The 18,955-nt window shown below is 38.8% G+C and carries 18 protein-coding genes and 1 pseudogene; 16 read left to right on the forward strand and 3 right to left on the reverse strand.

Going from position 1 to position 18,955, the window contains the following annotated elements; all coding sequences use genetic code 11:
• Window positions 1-309 precede the first annotated feature (309 nt).
• Genes aroC through JCM14932_RS01055 form a run of 10 tightly spaced genes read left to right on the forward strand, consistent with a single transcriptional unit; the run spans window position 310 to window position 9,985 of the window.
• Complete coding sequence (gene aroC, locus JCM14932_RS01015) at window positions 310-1,485, forward strand: chorismate synthase (RefSeq protein WP_025023213.1); 1,176 nt, start codon at window positions 310-312, stop codon at window positions 1,483-1,485.
• 18 nt (window positions 1,486-1,503) lie between these two features.
• The gene (gene tkt, locus JCM14932_RS14095; RefSeq protein WP_235700486.1) at window positions 1,504-3,333 is read left to right on the forward strand and encodes a transketolase; all 1,830 of its coding nucleotides are present in this window, start codon (window positions 1,504-1,506) and stop codon (window positions 3,331-3,333) included.
• Window positions 3,334-3,350: 17 nt separating this feature from the next.
• The gene (locus tag JCM14932_RS17365) at window positions 3,351-3,476 is read left to right on the forward strand and encodes a hypothetical protein (protein WP_268870355.1); all 126 of its coding nucleotides are present in this window, start codon (window positions 3,351-3,353) and stop codon (window positions 3,474-3,476) included.
• 17 nt (window positions 3,477-3,493) lie between these two features.
• The gene (aroE, locus tag JCM14932_RS01025; RefSeq protein WP_025023214.1) at window positions 3,494-4,294 is read left to right on the forward strand and encodes a shikimate dehydrogenase; all 801 of its coding nucleotides are present in this window, start codon (window positions 3,494-3,496) and stop codon (window positions 4,292-4,294) included.
• Between the two features lie 26 nt (window positions 4,295-4,320).
• Window positions 4,321-5,307, forward strand: a complete 987-nt coding sequence (aroF, locus tag JCM14932_RS01030; RefSeq protein WP_025023215.1) for a 3-deoxy-7-phosphoheptulonate synthase — start codon at window positions 4,321-4,323, stop codon at window positions 5,305-5,307.
• A gap of 3 nt (window positions 5,308-5,310) precedes the next feature.
• Entirely contained in the window at window positions 5,311-6,369 is a 1,059-nt protein-coding gene (gene aroB, locus JCM14932_RS01035) for a 3-dehydroquinate synthase (RefSeq protein ID WP_025023216.1), read from the forward strand.
• Between the two features lie 15 nt (window positions 6,370-6,384).
• On the forward strand, window positions 6,385-7,101 hold the full coding sequence (gene aroD / locus JCM14932_RS01040; protein ID WP_025023217.1) for a type I 3-dehydroquinate dehydratase: 717 nt from the start codon (window positions 6,385-6,387) through the stop codon (window positions 7,099-7,101).
• Window positions 7,085-8,365 (forward strand): 3-phosphoshikimate 1-carboxyvinyltransferase, encoded by a 1,281-nt coding sequence (gene aroA, locus JCM14932_RS01045; protein WP_025023218.1) that lies wholly within the window; start codon window positions 7,085-7,087, stop codon window positions 8,363-8,365. The genes aroD and aroA overlap by 17 nt, the downstream gene beginning before the upstream one ends.
• Complete coding sequence (locus JCM14932_RS01050) at window positions 8,365-9,204, forward strand: prephenate dehydrogenase (protein WP_025023219.1); 840 nt, start codon at window positions 8,365-8,367, stop codon at window positions 9,202-9,204. The genes aroA and JCM14932_RS01050 overlap by 1 nt, the downstream gene beginning before the upstream one ends.
• Entirely contained in the window at window positions 9,197-9,985 is a 789-nt protein-coding gene (locus tag JCM14932_RS01055) for a shikimate kinase (RefSeq protein WP_025023220.1), read from the forward strand. Before JCM14932_RS01050 ends, JCM14932_RS01055 begins: the two co-directional genes overlap by 8 nt.
• Window positions 9,986-10,008: 23 nt before the next feature.
• Here the strand turns inward: JCM14932_RS01055 and JCM14932_RS01060 are convergent, their stop codons facing one another.
• From JCM14932_RS01060 to JCM14932_RS01070, 3 genes are all read right to left on the reverse strand, one after another.
• Window positions 10,009-10,647, reverse strand: coding sequence for a copper homeostasis protein CutC (locus JCM14932_RS01060; protein WP_025023221.1), 639 nt, complete (start codon window positions 10,645-10,647; stop codon window positions 10,009-10,011).
• A gap of 81 nt (window positions 10,648-10,728) precedes the next feature.
• Complete coding sequence (locus tag JCM14932_RS01065; RefSeq protein WP_025023222.1) at window positions 10,729-11,571, reverse strand: undecaprenyl-diphosphate phosphatase; 843 nt, start codon at window positions 11,569-11,571, stop codon at window positions 10,729-10,731.
• A 26-nt stretch (window positions 11,572-11,597) separates the two neighbouring features.
• Window positions 11,598-12,617, reverse strand: a complete 1,020-nt coding sequence (locus JCM14932_RS01070; RefSeq protein ID WP_025023223.1) for a lactonase family protein — start codon at window positions 12,615-12,617, stop codon at window positions 11,598-11,600.
• A 76-nt stretch (window positions 12,618-12,693) separates the two neighbouring features.
• Here JCM14932_RS01070 and JCM14932_RS01075 point away from each other — a divergent pair, with 76 nt between their 5' ends.
• From JCM14932_RS01075 to JCM14932_RS16855, 6 genes and pseudogenes are all read left to right on the forward strand, one after another.
• On the forward strand, window positions 12,694-13,902 hold the full coding sequence (locus tag JCM14932_RS01075; RefSeq protein WP_025023224.1) for an AI-2E family transporter: 1,209 nt from the start codon (window positions 12,694-12,696) through the stop codon (window positions 13,900-13,902).
• Window positions 13,903-14,094: 192 nt separating this feature from the next.
• Window positions 14,095-14,604 (forward strand): tRNA (uridine(34)/cytosine(34)/5-carboxymethylaminomethyluridine(34)-2'-O)-methyltransferase TrmL, encoded by a 510-nt coding sequence (gene trmL / locus JCM14932_RS01080; protein WP_025023225.1) that lies wholly within the window; start codon window positions 14,095-14,097, stop codon window positions 14,602-14,604.
• Window positions 14,605-14,678: 74 nt separating this feature from the next.
• Window positions 14,679-15,125, forward strand: a complete 447-nt coding sequence (locus JCM14932_RS01085; RefSeq protein WP_025023226.1) for a DUF1149 family protein — start codon at window positions 14,679-14,681, stop codon at window positions 15,123-15,125.
• A gap of 111 nt (window positions 15,126-15,236) precedes the next feature.
• Window positions 15,237-17,674, forward strand: a pseudogene (locus tag JCM14932_RS14100) (DNA translocase FtsK).
• Entirely contained in the window at window positions 17,671-18,468 is a 798-nt protein-coding gene (locus tag JCM14932_RS16850; protein WP_034542301.1) for a peptidase M16 family protein, read from the forward strand. The pseudogene JCM14932_RS14100 and the gene JCM14932_RS16850 overlap by 4 nt, the downstream one beginning before the upstream one ends.
• Complete coding sequence (locus tag JCM14932_RS16855; RefSeq protein WP_034542303.1) at window positions 18,465-18,947, forward strand: insulinase family protein; 483 nt, start codon at window positions 18,465-18,467, stop codon at window positions 18,945-18,947. Before JCM14932_RS16850 ends, JCM14932_RS16855 begins: the two co-directional genes overlap by 4 nt.
• The last annotated feature ends 8 nt before the right edge of the window (window positions 18,948-18,955 follow it).

Here is an 18,955-nt window from a genome sequence, read left to right on the forward strand (position 1 = left end):
TTAAAAAATAACTAATAAAGGCAGGAAACAAAAATGAGACAGTTTACAAACAACTTGAGAAATTATTATTGGTTTTATATCTAGCTGGTCGTCACATGAGTGTGTCGATCAGGCACACTCGATATAAAACAATTTTGTTGTTTGTTTGATCGAGTGAAGGTAACAATTTCATCACTTGGTTAAGTAAACTTCAATAGTAATTTATTCTTGTTCATTTTTGTTTTAGGATAATAGATTATTTTGATAGCGATAAACCAAGTTGATTGGTTTATCGCTATTTTTTTATTACAAATTTTGGGGGAATTCAAAATGAGATACACAACAGCCGGAGAGAGTCATGGACCTGAAGAGATAGCAATTATTGAGGGAATTCCTTCAGGATTAAAAATTACCGATTCAGACATTAATCAAGAACTTAGCCGCAGGCAACACGGATATGGACGCGGCAATCGTCAAAAAATCGAAAGTGATACCGTATCGATCCTTTCAGGAGTGAGACATCGGATGACCTTAGGGTCGCCGATCACCTTGAATGTTCACAACGATGACCATAACCATTGGGCCAGCATAATGTCACCTGACGATGAGGCGACGGAAGAGAATTCCGTTAGAAAAGTTGTTCGACCGCGACCAGGGCACGCCGATCTGGTAGGTGGAATGAAGTATCGCCATAAGGATCTACGAAATGTTTTGGAACGTTCTTCAGCTAGAGAAACAGTCATGAGAGTGGCCGTTGGAGCCGTTGCCAAAAAATTACTTAATGAATTAAATATTGATATTCATGGATTCGTTGCCAATATTGGACCAGTTCAAACCGACATGAATCTACTAACAAACTTCAGTAGCTTGGAAGAATTGAGAGAAGTTAGTGAGAGTTTTCCCACCAGAACCTTAGATTCGGCTACTGACCTCAAGATGCAAGCTGTCATCGATCGAGCCAAGAAGGAAGGCAATACGGTTGGTGGAACAGTTGAAGTTATGGTCACAGGAGTTCCGGCAGGCTTAGGATCTTATGTTTCAGCCGATACCAAGTTGGATGCCAAAATTGCGGCCAGTATCGTTGGAACCAATGCTTTCAAAGGCGTTGATTTCGGAGGTGGCTTCGATAATGCCGAGAAGTTTGGCAGTGAGGTTATGGATGAAATATTTTGGTCGAAGGATTCCGGATTCTATCGTGGCTCTGACAATCTTGGCGGATTTGAAGGCGGTATGACAACCGGTGAAATGATCAAGGTACGTGGAGTCGTCAAACCAATTCCCACCTTGTATCGACCGATGATGTCAGTGGATGTCGATACACATGATCCGCACAAGGCCAGTATCGAGAGATCAGATACGACAGCCGTTACCGCAGCAGCAGTGATTGCGGAACATATGGTAGCAATCGAAATTGCGAAGGCAATCTTAGATAAGTTCGATGCAGATAACTTAGGACGATTAAAAGAACAATTAAAAAATTACCGTGAAGAAATCAAACAATTTTAAATAGAGAAGGCAAATATTATGAAACAAGATAGAGAAAATATAAACACCATGAAAATGTTAGCAGTTCAATCCATTACTAGAGCCGGTTCAGGACATCCAGGAATTGCCATTGACTTGGCACCAACGCTCTACACACTAGCAACACGTCATTTGGTGGTTGACCCAACTTCTCCCAAATGGATCAATCGTGACCGTTTAGTATTATCAGCCGGACATGGATCAGCTTTGTTATACAGCTTCCTACACTTAGCTGGATTTGATCTATCAATTGACGATTTGAAGTCATTTAGAAAACTTGGTTCCAAAACTCCAGGACATCCAGAATTCGGAATTGTCCCTGGTGTCGATGCAACAACTGGCCCTCTTGGACAAGGCTTAGGTATGGGTGTTGGTATGGCAATGACTCAGAAGCGTTTGGAAGCACAGTTTGGCAAGTTAATGTCACACGATACCTTCGTAATTGTTGGTGATGGTGACTTGATGGAGGGTGTCTCTCACGAAGTATCGGAATTTGCCGGTAATAATAATCTCAATCGTCTAATCGTCTTGTACGATTCAAATGACATTTCACTGGATGGTCCAACTAGTCGTTCATTTAAGACTAATGTCAGACAACGTTTTGCATCATACGGATTCGATACTTTCTTAGTAGAGGATGGTGAAGATGTTGATGAGATAGACGCTGCCATTGCAGCTGCCAAGAAGTCAGACCGACCAAGCTTCGTTGAGATTCGCACTGTCATCGGTCGCGGAACTCCTAACCAAGGTACTAACAAGGTTCATGGAGCACCACTCAGCTTGGAAGAAATCGAAGTCTTAAAGGATAATCTCAACTGGCATCACGAGGATTTCGAAGTTACTGCTGAAGTTAAGAAATCATTTAGAGAACAAGTCCTAGAACGTGGACATCAAGCACGATTGGCTTGGGAAGATGAATTACACAACTCCAGTCAACGTTCAGAATTATTGAGATCATTTGCTCCAGTTAAGTTAGAGGATAAGCAAGTACCTCATTTTGAAGTTGGCGCTAAGAAGAATGGACGTGTCTTTGGTAAGGAAGTCTTGAATTCATTAGCTGAACAAATTCCTAATTTGATCGGTGGATCGGCTGACTTGGTTTCATCGACTAAGACCAATATCGATGATGTAGGGATGTTCGATGCTGACCATCCACTGGGCAGAAATATTCCTTTCGGAGTTCACGAATTCGGAATGGCAACCATCTTGAACGGAATGGCATTGCATGGTGGAGTCAAAGTGTTTGGATCAACTTTTACAGTCTTTTCTGATTACATGAAGGGTGCTATTCGCTTGAGTGCACTTCAAAAATTACCAGTTACCTTCGTATTAACTCATGATTCAATCGCTGTAGGGTCTGATGGACCAACTCATCAACCCGTTGAACAGATGGCTGGATTGCAGAGCATACCTAATTTGAACGTAATTAGGCCAGGAAGTCCCAATGAAATTGCGTCTGCTTGGAAAACAGCGATTGAATCAACAAATAAACCAACGGTGATTATTCTCAGCCGTCAAGATATTGAGGAATTGCAAAATGATAATTCAGCAACACTTCTTCAATCAAGAGGTGGTTACGTTTCATCGTTTGAACACGGTCAACTTTCAGCAATCCTGATGGCTAATGGTACTGAATTACCACTTGCACGTGAGGCCCAGAGCCAATTAGCAATGAACGGCATTCATGTCAGAGTCGTTTCGATGCCTAATCAAGATGTATTCATGAGACAAGCATCATCATTTCGTGAGAGTGTTCTACCCGATAATCAACGTTGTCGAATCGCGATTGGAATGGGCAGTTCGCTTGGCTGGGCTAACCTGGTTGGCTAGATGGTGAAATTATCGGTATGGATAGTTTTGGTAGATCAGGTGATGAAGCCGATGTCGAAGAAATGTTTAACTTCACTGTTGATGATGTAGTTGACGAAGTTAATAAATTAGTAAGAAGCAATCGTGAACGTTTGGCATCTTAATCAAAGGAGTGGAGATTATGGAACAACAATTGTATGGACTGATCGGATTTCCAGCGATGCATTCCAAATCACCACGGATGCATAACGCCGCTATGAAAAAATTAAAAATTAACGCTAAATATCAAGCTTTTGAATTTTCGCCAGACCAATTGAGCAGTGAAGTAGAGCGTTTGAAGAATATGAATATTCGAGGCTTCAACGTCACGATGCCATTTAAGAATAGAATAATTGATTATCTTGATGGAATTGATGAGGTGGCGAACAAACTGCAATCAGTTAACACTGTTCAAAATGTCAATGGAAAATGGATCGGACATTCAACAGATGGCAGTGGCTTCTGGAAGACGATTCATTCAAACCCCAAAACGGTGGCATTGATTGGATCGGGTGGTGCGGCTAGATCTATCTTAGCTTCTAAACCTGATGATGTAACGGTGCATGTCTTCAATCATCGCAGTGCTAGATTTGAGCAACATTCTAAAGAAATCAAAAAATTAATGAATATTGAATTAGAAGATTTAGCTGACATTAGAACTATTCTTCCTAAGACAGATCTGGTTATCAATGCCACTAATGTTGGTATGAGAGATGATGCTAGTGTCTTAGATGAAGCAGATTTTGAATTAATGAATGGTGGCTCAGCAGTCGATATTATTTACCGAGATCAACCAACTGAATTCTTGAGAAGAGCTGCCGCAGTTGGATTACAAACTAAAAATGGCTTAGATATGTTGGTTTCACAAGGTGCATTGAGTTTTGAAATTTGGTTCAATCAAAAAGCACCGATTGAGTTAATGAATAAAGTAGTAAAAAAATAATAATAATAGAAAATGAGGAAATTAATATGATTATCGTAACTAACAATACAGAGAGTGCTAATAAAATTATGGAACAAGCTAAGGAAGCTGGATTGAAAGATGTCTTTCAACACAACAACCGCATTGGTTTTGCCCATGCTAAGAATTTAGATGACGTACCATTTGAAATCGAAACTGAAGAAGTTATTACTGATCATCCAGCTGCATTACAAGCTTCGAGATTATTCCATCCTGAGAATACTATCATTCGTACTAAGCACAGTGTTGTTGGTGATGGTTCATTCACTAAGATTGCCGGCCCTGATTCCATCGAATCACCAGAACATGTTTTGAAGATGGGACAAGCAGTCAAAGAAGCCGGTGGAACAATGTTACGTGGCGGTTCATTTAAGCCCAGAACTAATCCATACACTTTCCAAGGTAATGGTGAAGTTGGTTTGAAGGCACACCGTGCTGCCGCTGACAAGCTAGGCATGGACATGGTAACTGAAATTATGGATACCAGAGACATTGAGTTAGTAGACAAGTACACTGATATTTTCCAAGTTGGAACTCGTAATATGCAAAACTTCTCGTTATTGAAGGCATTAGGTAAGTTACGCAAGCCAGTCATTCTTAAACGTGGAATGTCCGCAACGATTGATGATTTATTGAATGCTTCAGAATACATCGCTGCTGGTGGTAATACACAGATCATGTTGATGGAACGTGGAATTAGAACTTTTGACAACAAGTACACACGTAACACTATGGATGTTTCAGCCATTCCTGTTTTGAAGCAACTAACACATTACCCAATCCTTGCCGACTCATCACATGCTGCCGGTGTATCTGACTTAGTTACACCAATTGGTATTTCTGCTGTTGCTGCTGGCGCTGATGGATTAATGACTGAAATTCACGATCATCCAGAAAAGGCCTTCGTCGATGGCAAACAAGCTCTAACACCTGAACAATTCAAACATCTTGCAAGCCTATCAGATCAAATACATGAATTAGTGAAAGAAGCGTAGAAAATGATAACCGTAACTTTACCAACCAAAATCTACAATATTGAAATCAAATCTGGTTTACATCAAGAGATTGGTGGTTTAGTTAAATCAGTTTGGAAACCTAAGAAGGTCGTTCTAATTACTGACCAGCAGGTAGCAAAACATTATTTGAATGACACAGTCTCGCAATTAGAAACTGCCGGCTTTGAAGTTTTGACGGAAGTCGTACCTGTTGGTGAACAATCCAAGAGTTTGGCGACTGTTAGTAAGATAATTTCTGAGATGGCGACAGAAGGTTTTACTAGAAAAGATGGCGTTGTAGCACTTGGTGGTGGAGTTGTCGGGGATCTATCTGGCTTAGTTTCCAGCTTGTATATGCGCGGTATTCCGTTTATTCAAATTGCTACATCACTGACTGCTATGGTCGATTCAAGTGTTGGTGGTAAGACAGCTGTGAATCTAGGTGAAGTCAAGAATATCATTGGCACATTTCATCAGCCTGATCTAGTGATCATTGATCCTGATTTTTTAAGAACACTTTCGCAGCGTAACCTAGTTGAGGGATACGGCGAAGTTGTTAAGTGTAGTGCACTAGAAGGTGGAGAATTCTTCGAGTTAACTGGAAGGATCACTGATCCAGTTGGTATTTTGACTAACGCCACTGAGTTGATTCAGCGTTCGATAGGTTTCAAGGCTGATGTAGTTATGAAGGATGAAAAAGAACAGAACTTACGCCGTATTTTGAACTTTGGTCATACATTTGGTCATGCGATTGAGTTACTGGGGCATGGAGAATTAAAACATGGTGAGGCTGTATCCATTGGAATGGTACGCATCAGTCAGTGCTTTGAAAATATTGGTGTAACTCAAAAGGGTATTACTAGTGAAATAACAGACAGATTACTGGCAGTTGGATTGCCAATTGACTCTGATTTGATTGGTACCGATGAATTCTTGGAACATCTTAAGAATGACAAGAAAAATGATGGCAAACAATTAAATCTAGTAGCTCTGTCAGAAATTGGTCTACCTATAATCGTACCTAAGAGCTTGGAATCAATTCCAGAATTCTTGAATAGTTAATCAGGTGAATGAATTATGAAACGAATTACTTTAGATGATGATCGACCCAATTTGATAGTTCCAATTGTTGAAAGGAATTTAACTGATACTTTAACCGTTATAACGGATACTAATAAATCTCAGGCAGATATGATCGAACTAAGGATAGACTATTGGGACGATATGAGTCAGTTGACATTCAAGACTTTTCAACTGATAAATGAATTAACAAAGCTGCCGATTATTGTTACATGGAGAACAGCAGCGGAGGGTGGATGTATTGATTTCAATAAATCACAATATGAACGAATTTATGCGAGTGCTATCTCTGCCGGTATCTCAGTGATAGATGTTGAATATAGATTGTTTTCAGAAGTGAATAACTTGCTTGAATTGGCACATACTCATGGAACTAAGGTAATTGGTTCATATCATAATTTTCAAAGTACACCTGACAACTTAACAGATATCATGATGTCGATTGATCGTAGTTCAGCTGATATTGTGAAGGTGGCCGTTATGCCTGAATCAAAACAGAATGTAGACTTTGTATTGAATGCAGCTAAGAAGATTGTTAAACCGGCAATTGTAATAAGTATGGGTGAATTAGGAATTCGTAGCCGTTATGAAGGTATTAAATATGGCTCACGATTTACCTTTGGAACACGGGGTAAGTCATCTGCCCCGGGACAACCGACAATTGAGGAATTGAATAGATATTTCATGGAGGAGAAAAATGAAAAAATTAAATAAAGTTACGTCTCTGAAGGGAATAGTTTCAGTTCCTGGGGATAAAAGTATTTCCCACAGAGCTTTAATGCTCGGTGCGATAGTTAACGGAACTACTAGAATAACTAACTTGCTGAATTCAGCTGATGTGAATACAACTAGAGCAATTTTAACTAACTTAGGCGTGACAATCACTGAGCGCGGCAACATAACCGAAGTAGTGGGAGCAGGTGTATCAAATTTGCATGATCCTGGTATTGTGCTTGATATGGGAAATTCTGGCACATCTACTAGATTGTTAACAGGATTGATTGCGGGAGCAGATTTGGATGCTCAAATTATCGGTGATGATAGTTTATCCAGGCGTCCGATGGATCGAGTTATTGATCCACTCAATAATGTGGGGGCAAATATTACTAGTAATAACGGTAAGTTACCAATGATTATTCACCGGAGTCAGTTGAATAATAAAATTGACTTCGAATTACCGGTTGGATCAGCTCAAGTCAAGAGTGCTGTGCTACTGGCAGGAATCACCAGTGGAAGCAAGACGACAGTCGTTGATAAGTTTAGGACACGTAATCATACGGAAATAATGCTCCAGCAATTTGGCGCTGAAGTTAAGGTTGATGGGGCAAAGATATCAGTTCCGGCTGACCAACATTTGTCGGCAGCTGATGTCTTGGTACCTGGGGATATTTCCTCAGCAGCATTCTGGATAGTTGCTGGTCTGTTAGTCAAAGGTAGCAATTTGACGATTAAGAATGTCGGGATTAATCCAACTAGATCTGGTATCATCAATATTCTTCGTCAAATGGATGCCAAAATAGATATTAAACAAACAAGTATCGACGGTGAAACTATTGCCGACATAACGCCACGCTTCAGTAAATTACAGGCATTAAATATTTATGGAGAAATCATTCCAACATGTATTGATGAGATTCCAATAATTGTTCTGGCAGCTACACAAGCAACTGGTCGGACGATTATCAGAGGTGCGGCTGAGCTTAAGCTAAAAGAGAGTGATCGAATTCTAACCGTTACAAGTGAATTGAAGAAGTTGGGTGCCCAAATCAAAGCAACTGATGATGGTTTTATCATTGATGGTCCCGCACAATTGACTGCTAACAAGACGCATGTTTCAGGTCATAAGGATCATCGAATTGCCATGATGTTAGCAATCGCTTCACTAATAACTGATGGCGAAGTGATTTTGGATGACGATGATTCAGTTGGTATCTCATATCCGACATTCTTCACTGAACTAGGAAAGCTGTCGGTCTGATGAAAACAATAATTGTTGTTGGATTGGGAGCCATGGGGGCATCGGTTGCTGAAGGATTGCGAACTCCAACTTCCAAAATTTTTGGAATCGACAATGATGCAGCAACCTGTAAAATTGCGGTTACTGAGCACGTAGTGGATGAAATCATCAAGATGGATAATCTACTTGTTAGAAATGCTGATTTGATAGTTCTTGCCGGTCCTATTCGAATGATTCAAGACCAGTTGCAGTTATTACAAACGATGAAGTTATCAGGCGAAACTATCGTTACAGATATTGGTTCTACTAAGAGTGAAATTATGGAATCAGCTAAGGGATTACCAAACTTTATTGGTGGACATCCCATGGTAGGCACGGATAAAAAAGGTATTCGCAATCGAAATAAAGACATGTTTGTTGGTAAACCATTCTTTGTAGTTGGAGATAGTCAAAAAATAAAATTATTAAGCAATTTATTAGAACCATTACATTCAGATATTCAAGCTATCACAGCTACAGATCATGACAAACTAGTGACCAGTATCAGTGACTTGCCACATGTGGCAGCATTTGCGTTAGTTAATGCAATTGATCGTGAGTTGCCGAATAATCAATTGGGTTGGCAAGGAAGTGTTGCTGGCGGATTTATTGACACGACTAGAATCGCTCAGTCCAATCCTGAATTATGGTCACAAATATTATTAAGTAATCGTGATTCAGTCGTAGATGGAATCGATCAATTGATGACGACGCTACAAGAGTACAAACTGAGTTTAATTGAAAATAACGATAAAAAGTTGACTGAGCACATTGCAGAAGCAAAAAGGATACGTCAGAAAGTGGGTGAATTACATGAGTAAAACGACAATTTTAATTGGTTTCATGGGGGCTGGTAAGACAACTGTCGGAAAAGTTCTAGCTAATATTACTAATCAGCCATTGCTTGATCTGGACGATGAATTCACCCGCGGAACGAAGCTATCTCCCAAGGAGTTCATGGAACAATTAGGCGAAGAAGAATTTCGAACGACCGAAACAAGAATCTTGAAGAGTCAACTTGATTTTGATGGAATCATTAGTACCGGTGGCGGTGTCGTCGAATCAGAACTCAATCGTCAATTGATTCGAGATTCATCTGCCCAAGTAATTTACTTGAAGACAAGTTTAGCCAACGTTTTAGAACGTTTGTCACATGATAATGTTCGTCCAATGCTGCGCAAAATGTCAGTGATCGACTTGCAGAACTGTTGGAATCGTCGCGGTATTTTTTACCAGTTATTATCCAACGTAACGATTGAAACCACTAATAAGAATCCAACCAAAATTGCCCGAGAGATTATTGATTTTGAGCAACAGCATGATGAGTTATTACCATTGCGTAGCCAAATCGATAGTCTAGATCGTCAAATATTCAACTTGGTATCACAACGGTTTGATGTTGTACGCGAAGTGGCAAGTGTCAAGGAACAGTTGCACGCATCGGTAGTTCAAACTGAGAGAATGGACGAAGTTCGTGCTGAGTTGAAGAATGATTTCAGCGATAATAGTAATATTTCGGAGCAGTTGATTGAAGAAATGATGAATATCTTATTCAGCAGTTCGATTCAACGTGAAAATGAGCAAATAAAAAAAGTCGACTAATTTAGTCGGCTTTTTAAAATTCATTAAACTAGATCAATCAAGCGAGTTCCATGTAATTCTTTAACATTCAAGCTAGTAGCAACCTCGTCACAATTTTCATAAGTGACACCACCACCAGGTAAAATAGCAATTCTACCGGCAGCGTATTCGATTGTTTTCTTGATATTGTCGATGGTCTCATCGATACTGATATCGAGTGGTCCACCGTGTGTCAAAATACGATCGACATCATGTTCAACTAACCAATCGATTGCATCGTGCTGTTTGTCTTCAGGAATATCATCGAAAGCCATGTGGAAAACTATTTGCATACCAGAACTTGCGGCAATCAGTTGTTCCATAGCCTCTTCATCTAATTCTCCATCGGTGGTCAAAGCGCCAAAGGCAACTGCATCGACACCGAGTTTTTGAGCTTGGAATAGGTCTGCTTCCATCATCTTTAGTTCTAGATCGTTATAAATAAAGTTGCCACCACGAGGGCGGATCATTTCTACTAAAGGAATGGATTTTTCTTGGAGATATTTAGTAGTTTCTTGCAAGACACCGGTACTAGGAGTTGTACCGCCAACAGCTAGATTGTCGTTTAATTCAATTCTATCAGCCCCAGCCAGAACAGCTTGGGGAATAGTTGTAAAGTTTTCTACTGCGATTTCTTTATAAATAAGAATCACTTCTTTCGATTTTTTTAAGCACCATAATTGTACACAAAAAAAAGAACGTCTTGCGACGTTCTCAGATTAATTTTAAGCAATCATACCTTTTATGAAGCCAAAGTAGAGAATTACTAGAATTGCTAAAATAATTCTGTACCAACCAAAGGCTTTGAAATCGTTACTTCTAATGTAGTTCAATAAGAACTTGATTGAAGCATAGGCAACGATGAAGGATACAAAAGTACCGATTAACAAAATAGTTAATTCGCTACCACTAAAGGTATTTCCTCCAGCAAAGTATTTCACAATTTTCAGTAAACTAGCACCAAACATAGTTGGAATGGCCAAGAAGAATGAAAATTCAGTAGCGACGAATCTTGAGGTACCAATTGAGATACCACCAAGGATAGTAGCACCTGAACGTGAAGTACCAGGAACTAATGAAAGAACTTGGAAGAGTCCGATCTTGAAGGCTGTTCCATATGACAAGTTATCAAGATCAGTGACTTGTGGGCGTTTATTCTTGAAGTAGTTCTCAACGATAATGAATAAAATACCATAAATCAATAGGGTAGCAGCGATAACTTGCCAACTAGTTAGGTTCTTATCCATCCAGTCATTCAATGGAAGTCCGATTACGACTGAAGGAATGATGGCAACAAGAACTTTGAACCAAATATCCCAAGTCAGTCGTTTCTCACGACGATTCTTCTTAGGTGAGAAGGGATTCAATTTGTGGAAGTAGATTAGGATAACTGCCAAAATCGCTCCAAATTGAATAACAACCATAAACATATGAATGAAGGCTGGTGTTTCATTCAGTTTGACGAATTCATCAGCTAAGTATAAGTGTCCGGTTGAACTGATAGGTAAGAACTCAGTGAAACCTTCAATAATACCAAGTATGACGGTCTTTATAATTTCAATGAACATTATTATTTTCTCCTATAATTTTGGAACTAAATAAAGTGTACACATACACACTCAGAAATGGAAATATTTTCTTCAAGAATATTCAATCTACCCTTTTTAGAACTACGTGTGAAGATGGTCAAATTGTCTGAATCTTGATTTGCGACTAACAAATATTTTTCTGAAGGGTCAAGTTCAAAGTCTCTAGGACCATTACCCTTTGTCTTTACAGTATCAATTTTTTTGAGTCGATCACCGTCAGATCCAATCTCGAACGTAGCGATGGTATCAGCTCCACGTGTTGATACATATAGATATTTACCATCTTTGCTGATACGGATTGCAGCGGTAGTGTTTTTTTGTTCGTCTTTGGCGGCATCCATTTCGTCTACCAATGTGAGTCTAGAATCTTCTTCACTATATTCCATAACGAGAACTTTTGAAGACAATTCACAAGCAACATAGACGTATGGCTTAGTAGGATGGAATACCAAATGTCTAGGAGCATAACCTGATGGAGCAATATAGTTATTTAATAATTCAGGATTTTTTGGATCATCAATATTATAAATATAAATGCGATCAGCACCGTAGTCACAGATGATGAGCTTGCCATCAGGTGTTAATGCAGCGTAGTGAGGTTTTGATTGGTCTTGTTCAGGACGAGGACCGGAGCCTTTGAAGTTGATCTCAGAACAACGTTCGATTTTACCGTCAGTAGTTAAATGATCGATCGTTACTTTGCTCAAATGAAAATAAGCACTGAAAACTAAACTACGACTTGCGTCAAATTTTACATAAGAGGGGGAACCATCTTCAGAGAAGTCCTCATCTAGTAATTTGGCTTTGCCACTGCTGATATCGTAAGTTACGATGCCACCCTTGTCGCCGCTCTTAGCCAAGGCAATAAGTTTTAAGTCGTTAGTTACGTCGATATAAGTTGGACTGTCTAGTTCAACTAATGTTTCTGGCGTTGACAATTTACCAGTGTCTGAGTCTAATTCAGCTTGATAGACACCCTTGCCAGCCTTTTTTGTGTAGCCACTAAAGAGAACTTTTTCTTTCATTACAAATTCCTCCAAACAATGTATAGTATACAGTATAATCTTACTATGATATTTTTTGTACACGTAAGGAGCGAGTATGAAACAAATTCCGAAAAAAGAAAAAACGTGGTTTTATAAATGGTTTTTAAATAACCAAGTTACAGTTGTATTATTGAATATTCTCGTATTTTTTCTGGTGATTTTCTTATTTTCACAAATAAGCTTTGTCTTTGATCCCATCAACCAAATATTAGGAATCACGATGCCGCCCGTTATTCTGGCGTTGGTCCTTTACTATTTGATCAATCCGTTGATTGATGTGCTTGAAAACAAATTTCATATTAACAGAGTTATTTCAATAACTTTTGTTTTCATTATTATTGCAGCGTTATTGATCTGGGGCGTAATGTCACTAATTCCTTTCGTTCAAAATCAAATTGATTCGCTAGTACAAAATTGGCCACATTATTGGGATGGACTCAATAAGAGCTTGCAAAATATGTTCAAGGATCCCAAGTTACATGTTTTCCGTGAAAACTTAGTTAATTCGAATGCTAAGATAACCAAAAACTTTGAACAGGCCATCAATAAGATATTGCCACAGACCTTCAGTGGTATCAGTTCTGCTGTCAGCACTGTCACAAATATTGTTGTAATTGTCTTAACGGCACCATTTATCTTGTTCTTCATGTTGAAGGATAAGAATAAGTTCAAAGAATCAGTTGTTTCGTTGGTTCCCACTAGATTAAAGAAGTCGACCGGCGAAATGCTCACAGAAATGAGTCAATCACTTAGTTCTTATATTACTGGTCAGTTGACGGTTGCCTTTTGGGTCGCAGTGATGTTCTTCGTTGGGTACTTGATCATTGGTCAGCGCTACGCATTGATCCTCGGTATCAGTGCTGGTATTTTGAATTTGATTCCATATGTTGGTTCAACTTTGGCGCTGATTCCATCACTGATCATCGGTGCGTTTATCGCACCATCAATGGTCGTTAAGATTCTGATCGTCTTCGCAGTTGAACAGACGATTGAAACTCGTGTGATCTCACCGATTATTGTTGGTAATAAGATGGAGATGCATCCCGTAACGACAATTCTAGTATTGTTGGTATCGGCTGGACTATTTGGACTGATAGGGATGATCGCCGGGATTCCGATTTTTGCTATCCTGAAGATTATCTGTACTAGAATATTTAGATGGATCAAACGTAACTCTCATTGGTATGAAGACAATGAAGCTGAGGACAAAGTAGTTGATGAGGTTATAGAAGGCACAGATGATTCAGATAAAATTCACAAATAATTCAAATTTATATTGTAGTTAAAATTCTTTTTGTGTATAATGTTTATAAACTTTGCGGTTACTTGTTTTTCTCAGAATTTTTTTTGACAAAAGCAAGTAAAGGTAAAAGCTTAACTAACGCATGTCCTTGCTGTGGCGATCACCGAGGGTATGCGTTTTTTTAATTTAATTGTAGGTAGAGGAGAACTTGAAATGACTAATCATATAGCTTTGTACGAACCACTTATGCCAGCTAATACAGGTAATATTGCCCGTACTTGTGCTGGAACAAATACAAAATTACATTTAATTAGACCGCTAGGTTTTAGCACTGATGATGCACATATGAAACGTGCTGGTCTTGATTACTGGGATAAGGTCGATATTACTTATCACGATAATTTAGATGCCTTCTTAGAATCAATTCCTGATGATCAATATTTGTATTTGATCACTAAGTTTTCAGACAAAGTGTATAGTGATCAAGATTATTCTGATACTTCAAAAGAGCATTATTTCTTATTTGGTAAAGAAACAACGGGATTGCCTGAAGATTTCATGCGTGATAATCCAGAGAAATGCCTCAGAATTCCAATGAGTGATAATATTCGAGCATTGAACCTTTCTAATAGTTGTGCTTTAGTAATTTATGAAGCCGTTAGACAACAAAATTTTGCCGGACTTGAGTTATCTCACCACTATGAACATGATAAACTAGACTAATGTAGAGAGTGGAAGATACAGGAAGTTGTCTCTTCGCAACTCGTTTTAGATTATTATAAAAGGGGATATGTATTATGAAGACACATAAGGGAGCCGTTACGGTTCAATCTTTTCATTATGATGTAGAATCACCAGCTGCTGACGTTAAGTCAGATCTACAAATTCAAATCGAACATCCTGATTTTAAAGACGAAAAGGGCAATAATTTGGATGAATCTGAAGGTAAGATTTTCCAAGTAATCATTCCATTTGAAATTCATCCCGAAAATGTACCATTCAAAGTTTCTGGTTTGATCGGACAAGTTGTTCAACTCGTTGGTTTCGAAGGCACTCAAGAGGAACTTGAACCTAAGCAAGTAGAACAAATCTCACGTCCAGTTGTTGAATACATCGAAACCTTGACATATCAAGTAACTGCTGTAGCCATTAACCGCGGAGTTTCATTGAACTTCACTGCTCATAGTAAGGTAGAACCCAATGAAGCAATGAAAGCAGCACAGGAAAAAAAGAATAAAAAATAATAGCAGCCGAAAGGCTGTTTTTATTTTGGCAAAAGTTTCACTAGAAGTTTGTACTACCTAACTTCTAAATGTATAATTTTCTATGATTAACAAGAATTGTGTGAGGTTTATATGGCAAATACTAAGGCAAAATCAACGCCTACAAAAAGAACTAGAAAAAGTACCACTAAAAGTACTAGAAAAACTACTAAAAAGAAAAATAATGATAGTAGATTAATTAGATCCGTCTTGGGCTTATTGCTGATCGTATTGTCAGTCTTAGGTCTATTTAAGTTTGGAATCATCGGTAACTTTTTTGACAATATTTATCGAATTTTGGTTGGAGATAGTTATCCAGTTCTGCTGATCATCAGTATATTTGCCGGAGCATTTTTGATTGCGACCGGTAGATTACCCGTTATGACGCCTAAACGTAACTTTGGATTCTTATTCACATATTTGGGAACACTTGTAATACTGCATATAATAATGTTTTCAAAAATTGAGTTATATCACAATTACAACCTGATAACTTGGAATACCTTGTCAGCTGATATGGCAAACTTTACTGTCGATAAGTCAGTTGGTGGAGGGATGATCGGTTCCTATCTGTATAGTATATTTATGCCATTATTCTCAACTTGGGGAACTTATTTTATTACAGCATTGATGATCTTTGTCGGAATATTGATGTTGTTTAATGTAACGATGAAACAAGTCGCAGTGGTAACTACTAATATTCTGGTCCGTGTTAAACATGGATTTGTTGCTACTAAAGATGCTTTGTCAGGTCACTATAGTAATTATGTTGATGAACGCCATAGCAAAAAAGCTGCTAAGGATGAAACTAAGCCAACTAGTGAATCGGTGAAAAAAGCTGAGCGCAACGATGAACGGTTCAAGGATGTTAACAGTTTTGCTAAGGACAGTCCTGAATCCAAAAAAGAAGAGTCAGATTTTCAGATTGATATGCCAACACCGGCACCAACTGCAGAATCAGTGCATACTGAACCTGAGAAGGTCGGTTCAGCTCAGATCATGTCTAAGCCATATGGAATCGACAATACTGATAAGAAGGACTTACCAACCCCTGTCAGTGCAAGAAGTGTCGACGATGATGACTACAAATTACCATCTCCAGATTTGTTGAAGCAAGTACCGCAAGTTGATCAAAGTGGAGAAGTCCAATTGATCGATGAGAATAAGGATAAGTTGAAGCAAACCTTCAAGAGTTTTGGCGTCAATGTTGAAGTTAAAAAAGCTAGTCTTGGGCCTACGATCACTAAGTATGAAGTTCAGCCGGCTGTTGGTGTCAAGGTAAGTAAAATTGTCAATCTAGCCGATGATTTAGCCTTGGCCTTGGCTGCCAAAGATATTCGTATTGAAGCACCGATCCCTGGTAAGTCATTCGTCGGTATTGAGGTTCCTAATAAGACCATTTCAACAGTTTCATTCAAGGATATAACTGAGAATCAAAAAGATAAGACTCATCCGTTGATCGTTCCACTAGGCAAGGATGTTTCTGGTAACATTATCGAAGTCAATATCACTAAGATGCCTCATTTGCTTATTGCTGGTTCGACTGGTAGTGGTAAGTCTGTTGCTATTAATACTATTATTACTGGTATCTTGATGAAGCTAAGCCCAGTGAAGTTAAGTTGATCTTGATCGATCCGAAGATGGTTGAGTTGAATGTCTATAACGGTATCCCGCATCTACTTATTCCAGTTGTAACCGATGCTAGACGTGCCGCAGGGGCCTTGCAGAAGGCCGTTACTGAGATGGAACGTCGTTACAAGTTGTTTGCTTCGACGAATCATCGTAACATTGGCGAATACAACGCTGATGTTGATGAATTCAATAAGACAGCCAAAGACGATGAGAAAATGGAACGATTACCATTTATCGTCGTTATCGTTGATGAGTTATCAGATTTGATGATGGTTGCCGGTCATGAAGTTGAAGCAGCTATTGTTCGATTGGCTCAGATGGCACGTGCTGCTGGATTACATATCATCATTGCAACACAGCGCCCGTCAGTTGATGTTATTACCGGTTTGATCAAGGCTAATATTCCATCAAGAATGGCATTCGCTGTTTCAAGTGGTGTCGATTCAAGAACGATCCTAGATTCAGTCGGGGCAGAGAAGTTGCTTGGACGAGGTGATATGCTGTTTCAACCGATCGGTAAGAGTAAGCCAGTTCGTTTGCAGGGAGCATTTATTTCTGAGAACGAAGTTGAAAATGTTGTGAAGTTCGTTAGTGAGCAACAACAAGCTGAATACGATGAAGATATGATTCCAACTGATATCGAAGAAAAGAATTCAAAGGACGATAAACCAAATGATGAATATTGGGATGACGCTGTCAGTATGATCATACAACAGCAGTCAGCCAGTGTATCAATGTTGCAACGTCGCTTCCAAATCGGTTACAATCGAGCCGCACGCATGGTCGATGAGATGGAAGAAAAGGGCATCGTGGGACCATCTGAAGGTAGCAAACCACGTAAAGTTTTATTAACTCAAGAACAATTAGATGCAATTAAAGAAAAACAGGTGAAAAATTGAGAAAGTCAATCGCAAATAATGTCGTATTAAACGTAAATCATATTAAGAAGTTTCGTACCATTAAGATTCAAATCGATTTCCTACGACCTTTGTCTAGGGAAGAGACTACTAAGCGTCGTTTGTTGGCAAATGTTTTGTCCAATTCAACTAAGCATTATCCAACATTCAAAGCTTTGAATGATCGTGAAATGGAATTGTACGGTTCAGAGATCAATGTGTATACACGTAATCTATTGAACTTTAATGACTTAGCGTTCAGCATTGAATTTGCTGATCCTAAGTTCTTGATACGTGATATCAATCAAGTAAAGGAAAACTTGAACTTATTAGGCGAAATAGTCTTCCAACCAAACCTAAAAAACCAAGGTGAGTTTGACGATACCTCGTTCGATACTGAAAAACGTAATTTGATGTCTAATTTGGCAGCAGTGGGTGACAATCAGGATTTAGTTAGTATTTTAGGTTTAACGAGCTTGTTGTATCAAAATAATCCTGACCGTCAAATTCCAATTTTTGGAGATATCGATCAACTAGATAAATTGACTAATGCTGAGTTATACAAACATTACATAGATGTTATCAATAACGATGCTATCGTGGTCAATGTCGTTGGTGACGTGGATGAAGCCGAATTCGAAAAAATATTTATGAATAGTATGTTCGCTGATAATATTGATGGCAGTAGACATGACTTAAAAATTCATTTTGATAAATTCGACGAATTGGTTGAATCTCCAGCTAAAAAGGAAAAACATAAGCATTTGAACCAGAGTCGCTTGGCTCTAGCTATTTGACTAAAAAAATCGATCAAGATGTCAGCCGTCTAGCTCCTCAAGCTATGAATCTGATTCTTGGTGGGGATGATCAGTCACAATTGTTCTTACAAGTTCGTGAGAAGAACAGTTTAGCCTATTCTGTTTCAAGTTCTTATCAACCAATCAATCATCTGGTTACGATTCAAGCCGGTTTGGATGCTAAGACGATTGAACAAGCACTTGATTTGATCAATAAGCAAATTGATTTTATTAAGAATGACAAATTCAGCGATGATCAGATCGTTCATGCTAAAAAAGTTCTTGATACACGTCGTGAGATTTCATCTGATTCAATTCAGCATTATATTATGCGCAGTATTTGGGAGACAGTTTATTCCAAATCATTGTTGACAGATGATCAATTCAAAGGTGAATTAAATAAAATGGATCGCAAGCACATCGTTGCGGTCGCACAAGATATGAGTGCCATTGCACAGTATCGACTTATTGGAGATTAGGAGAGTAG

Source organism: Companilactobacillus nodensis DSM 19682 = JCM 14932 = NBRC 107160 (assembly GCF_000615905.1).
In the GTDB taxonomy this organism is placed as follows: Bacteria; Bacillota; Bacilli; order Lactobacillales; family Lactobacillaceae; genus Companilactobacillus; species Companilactobacillus nodensis.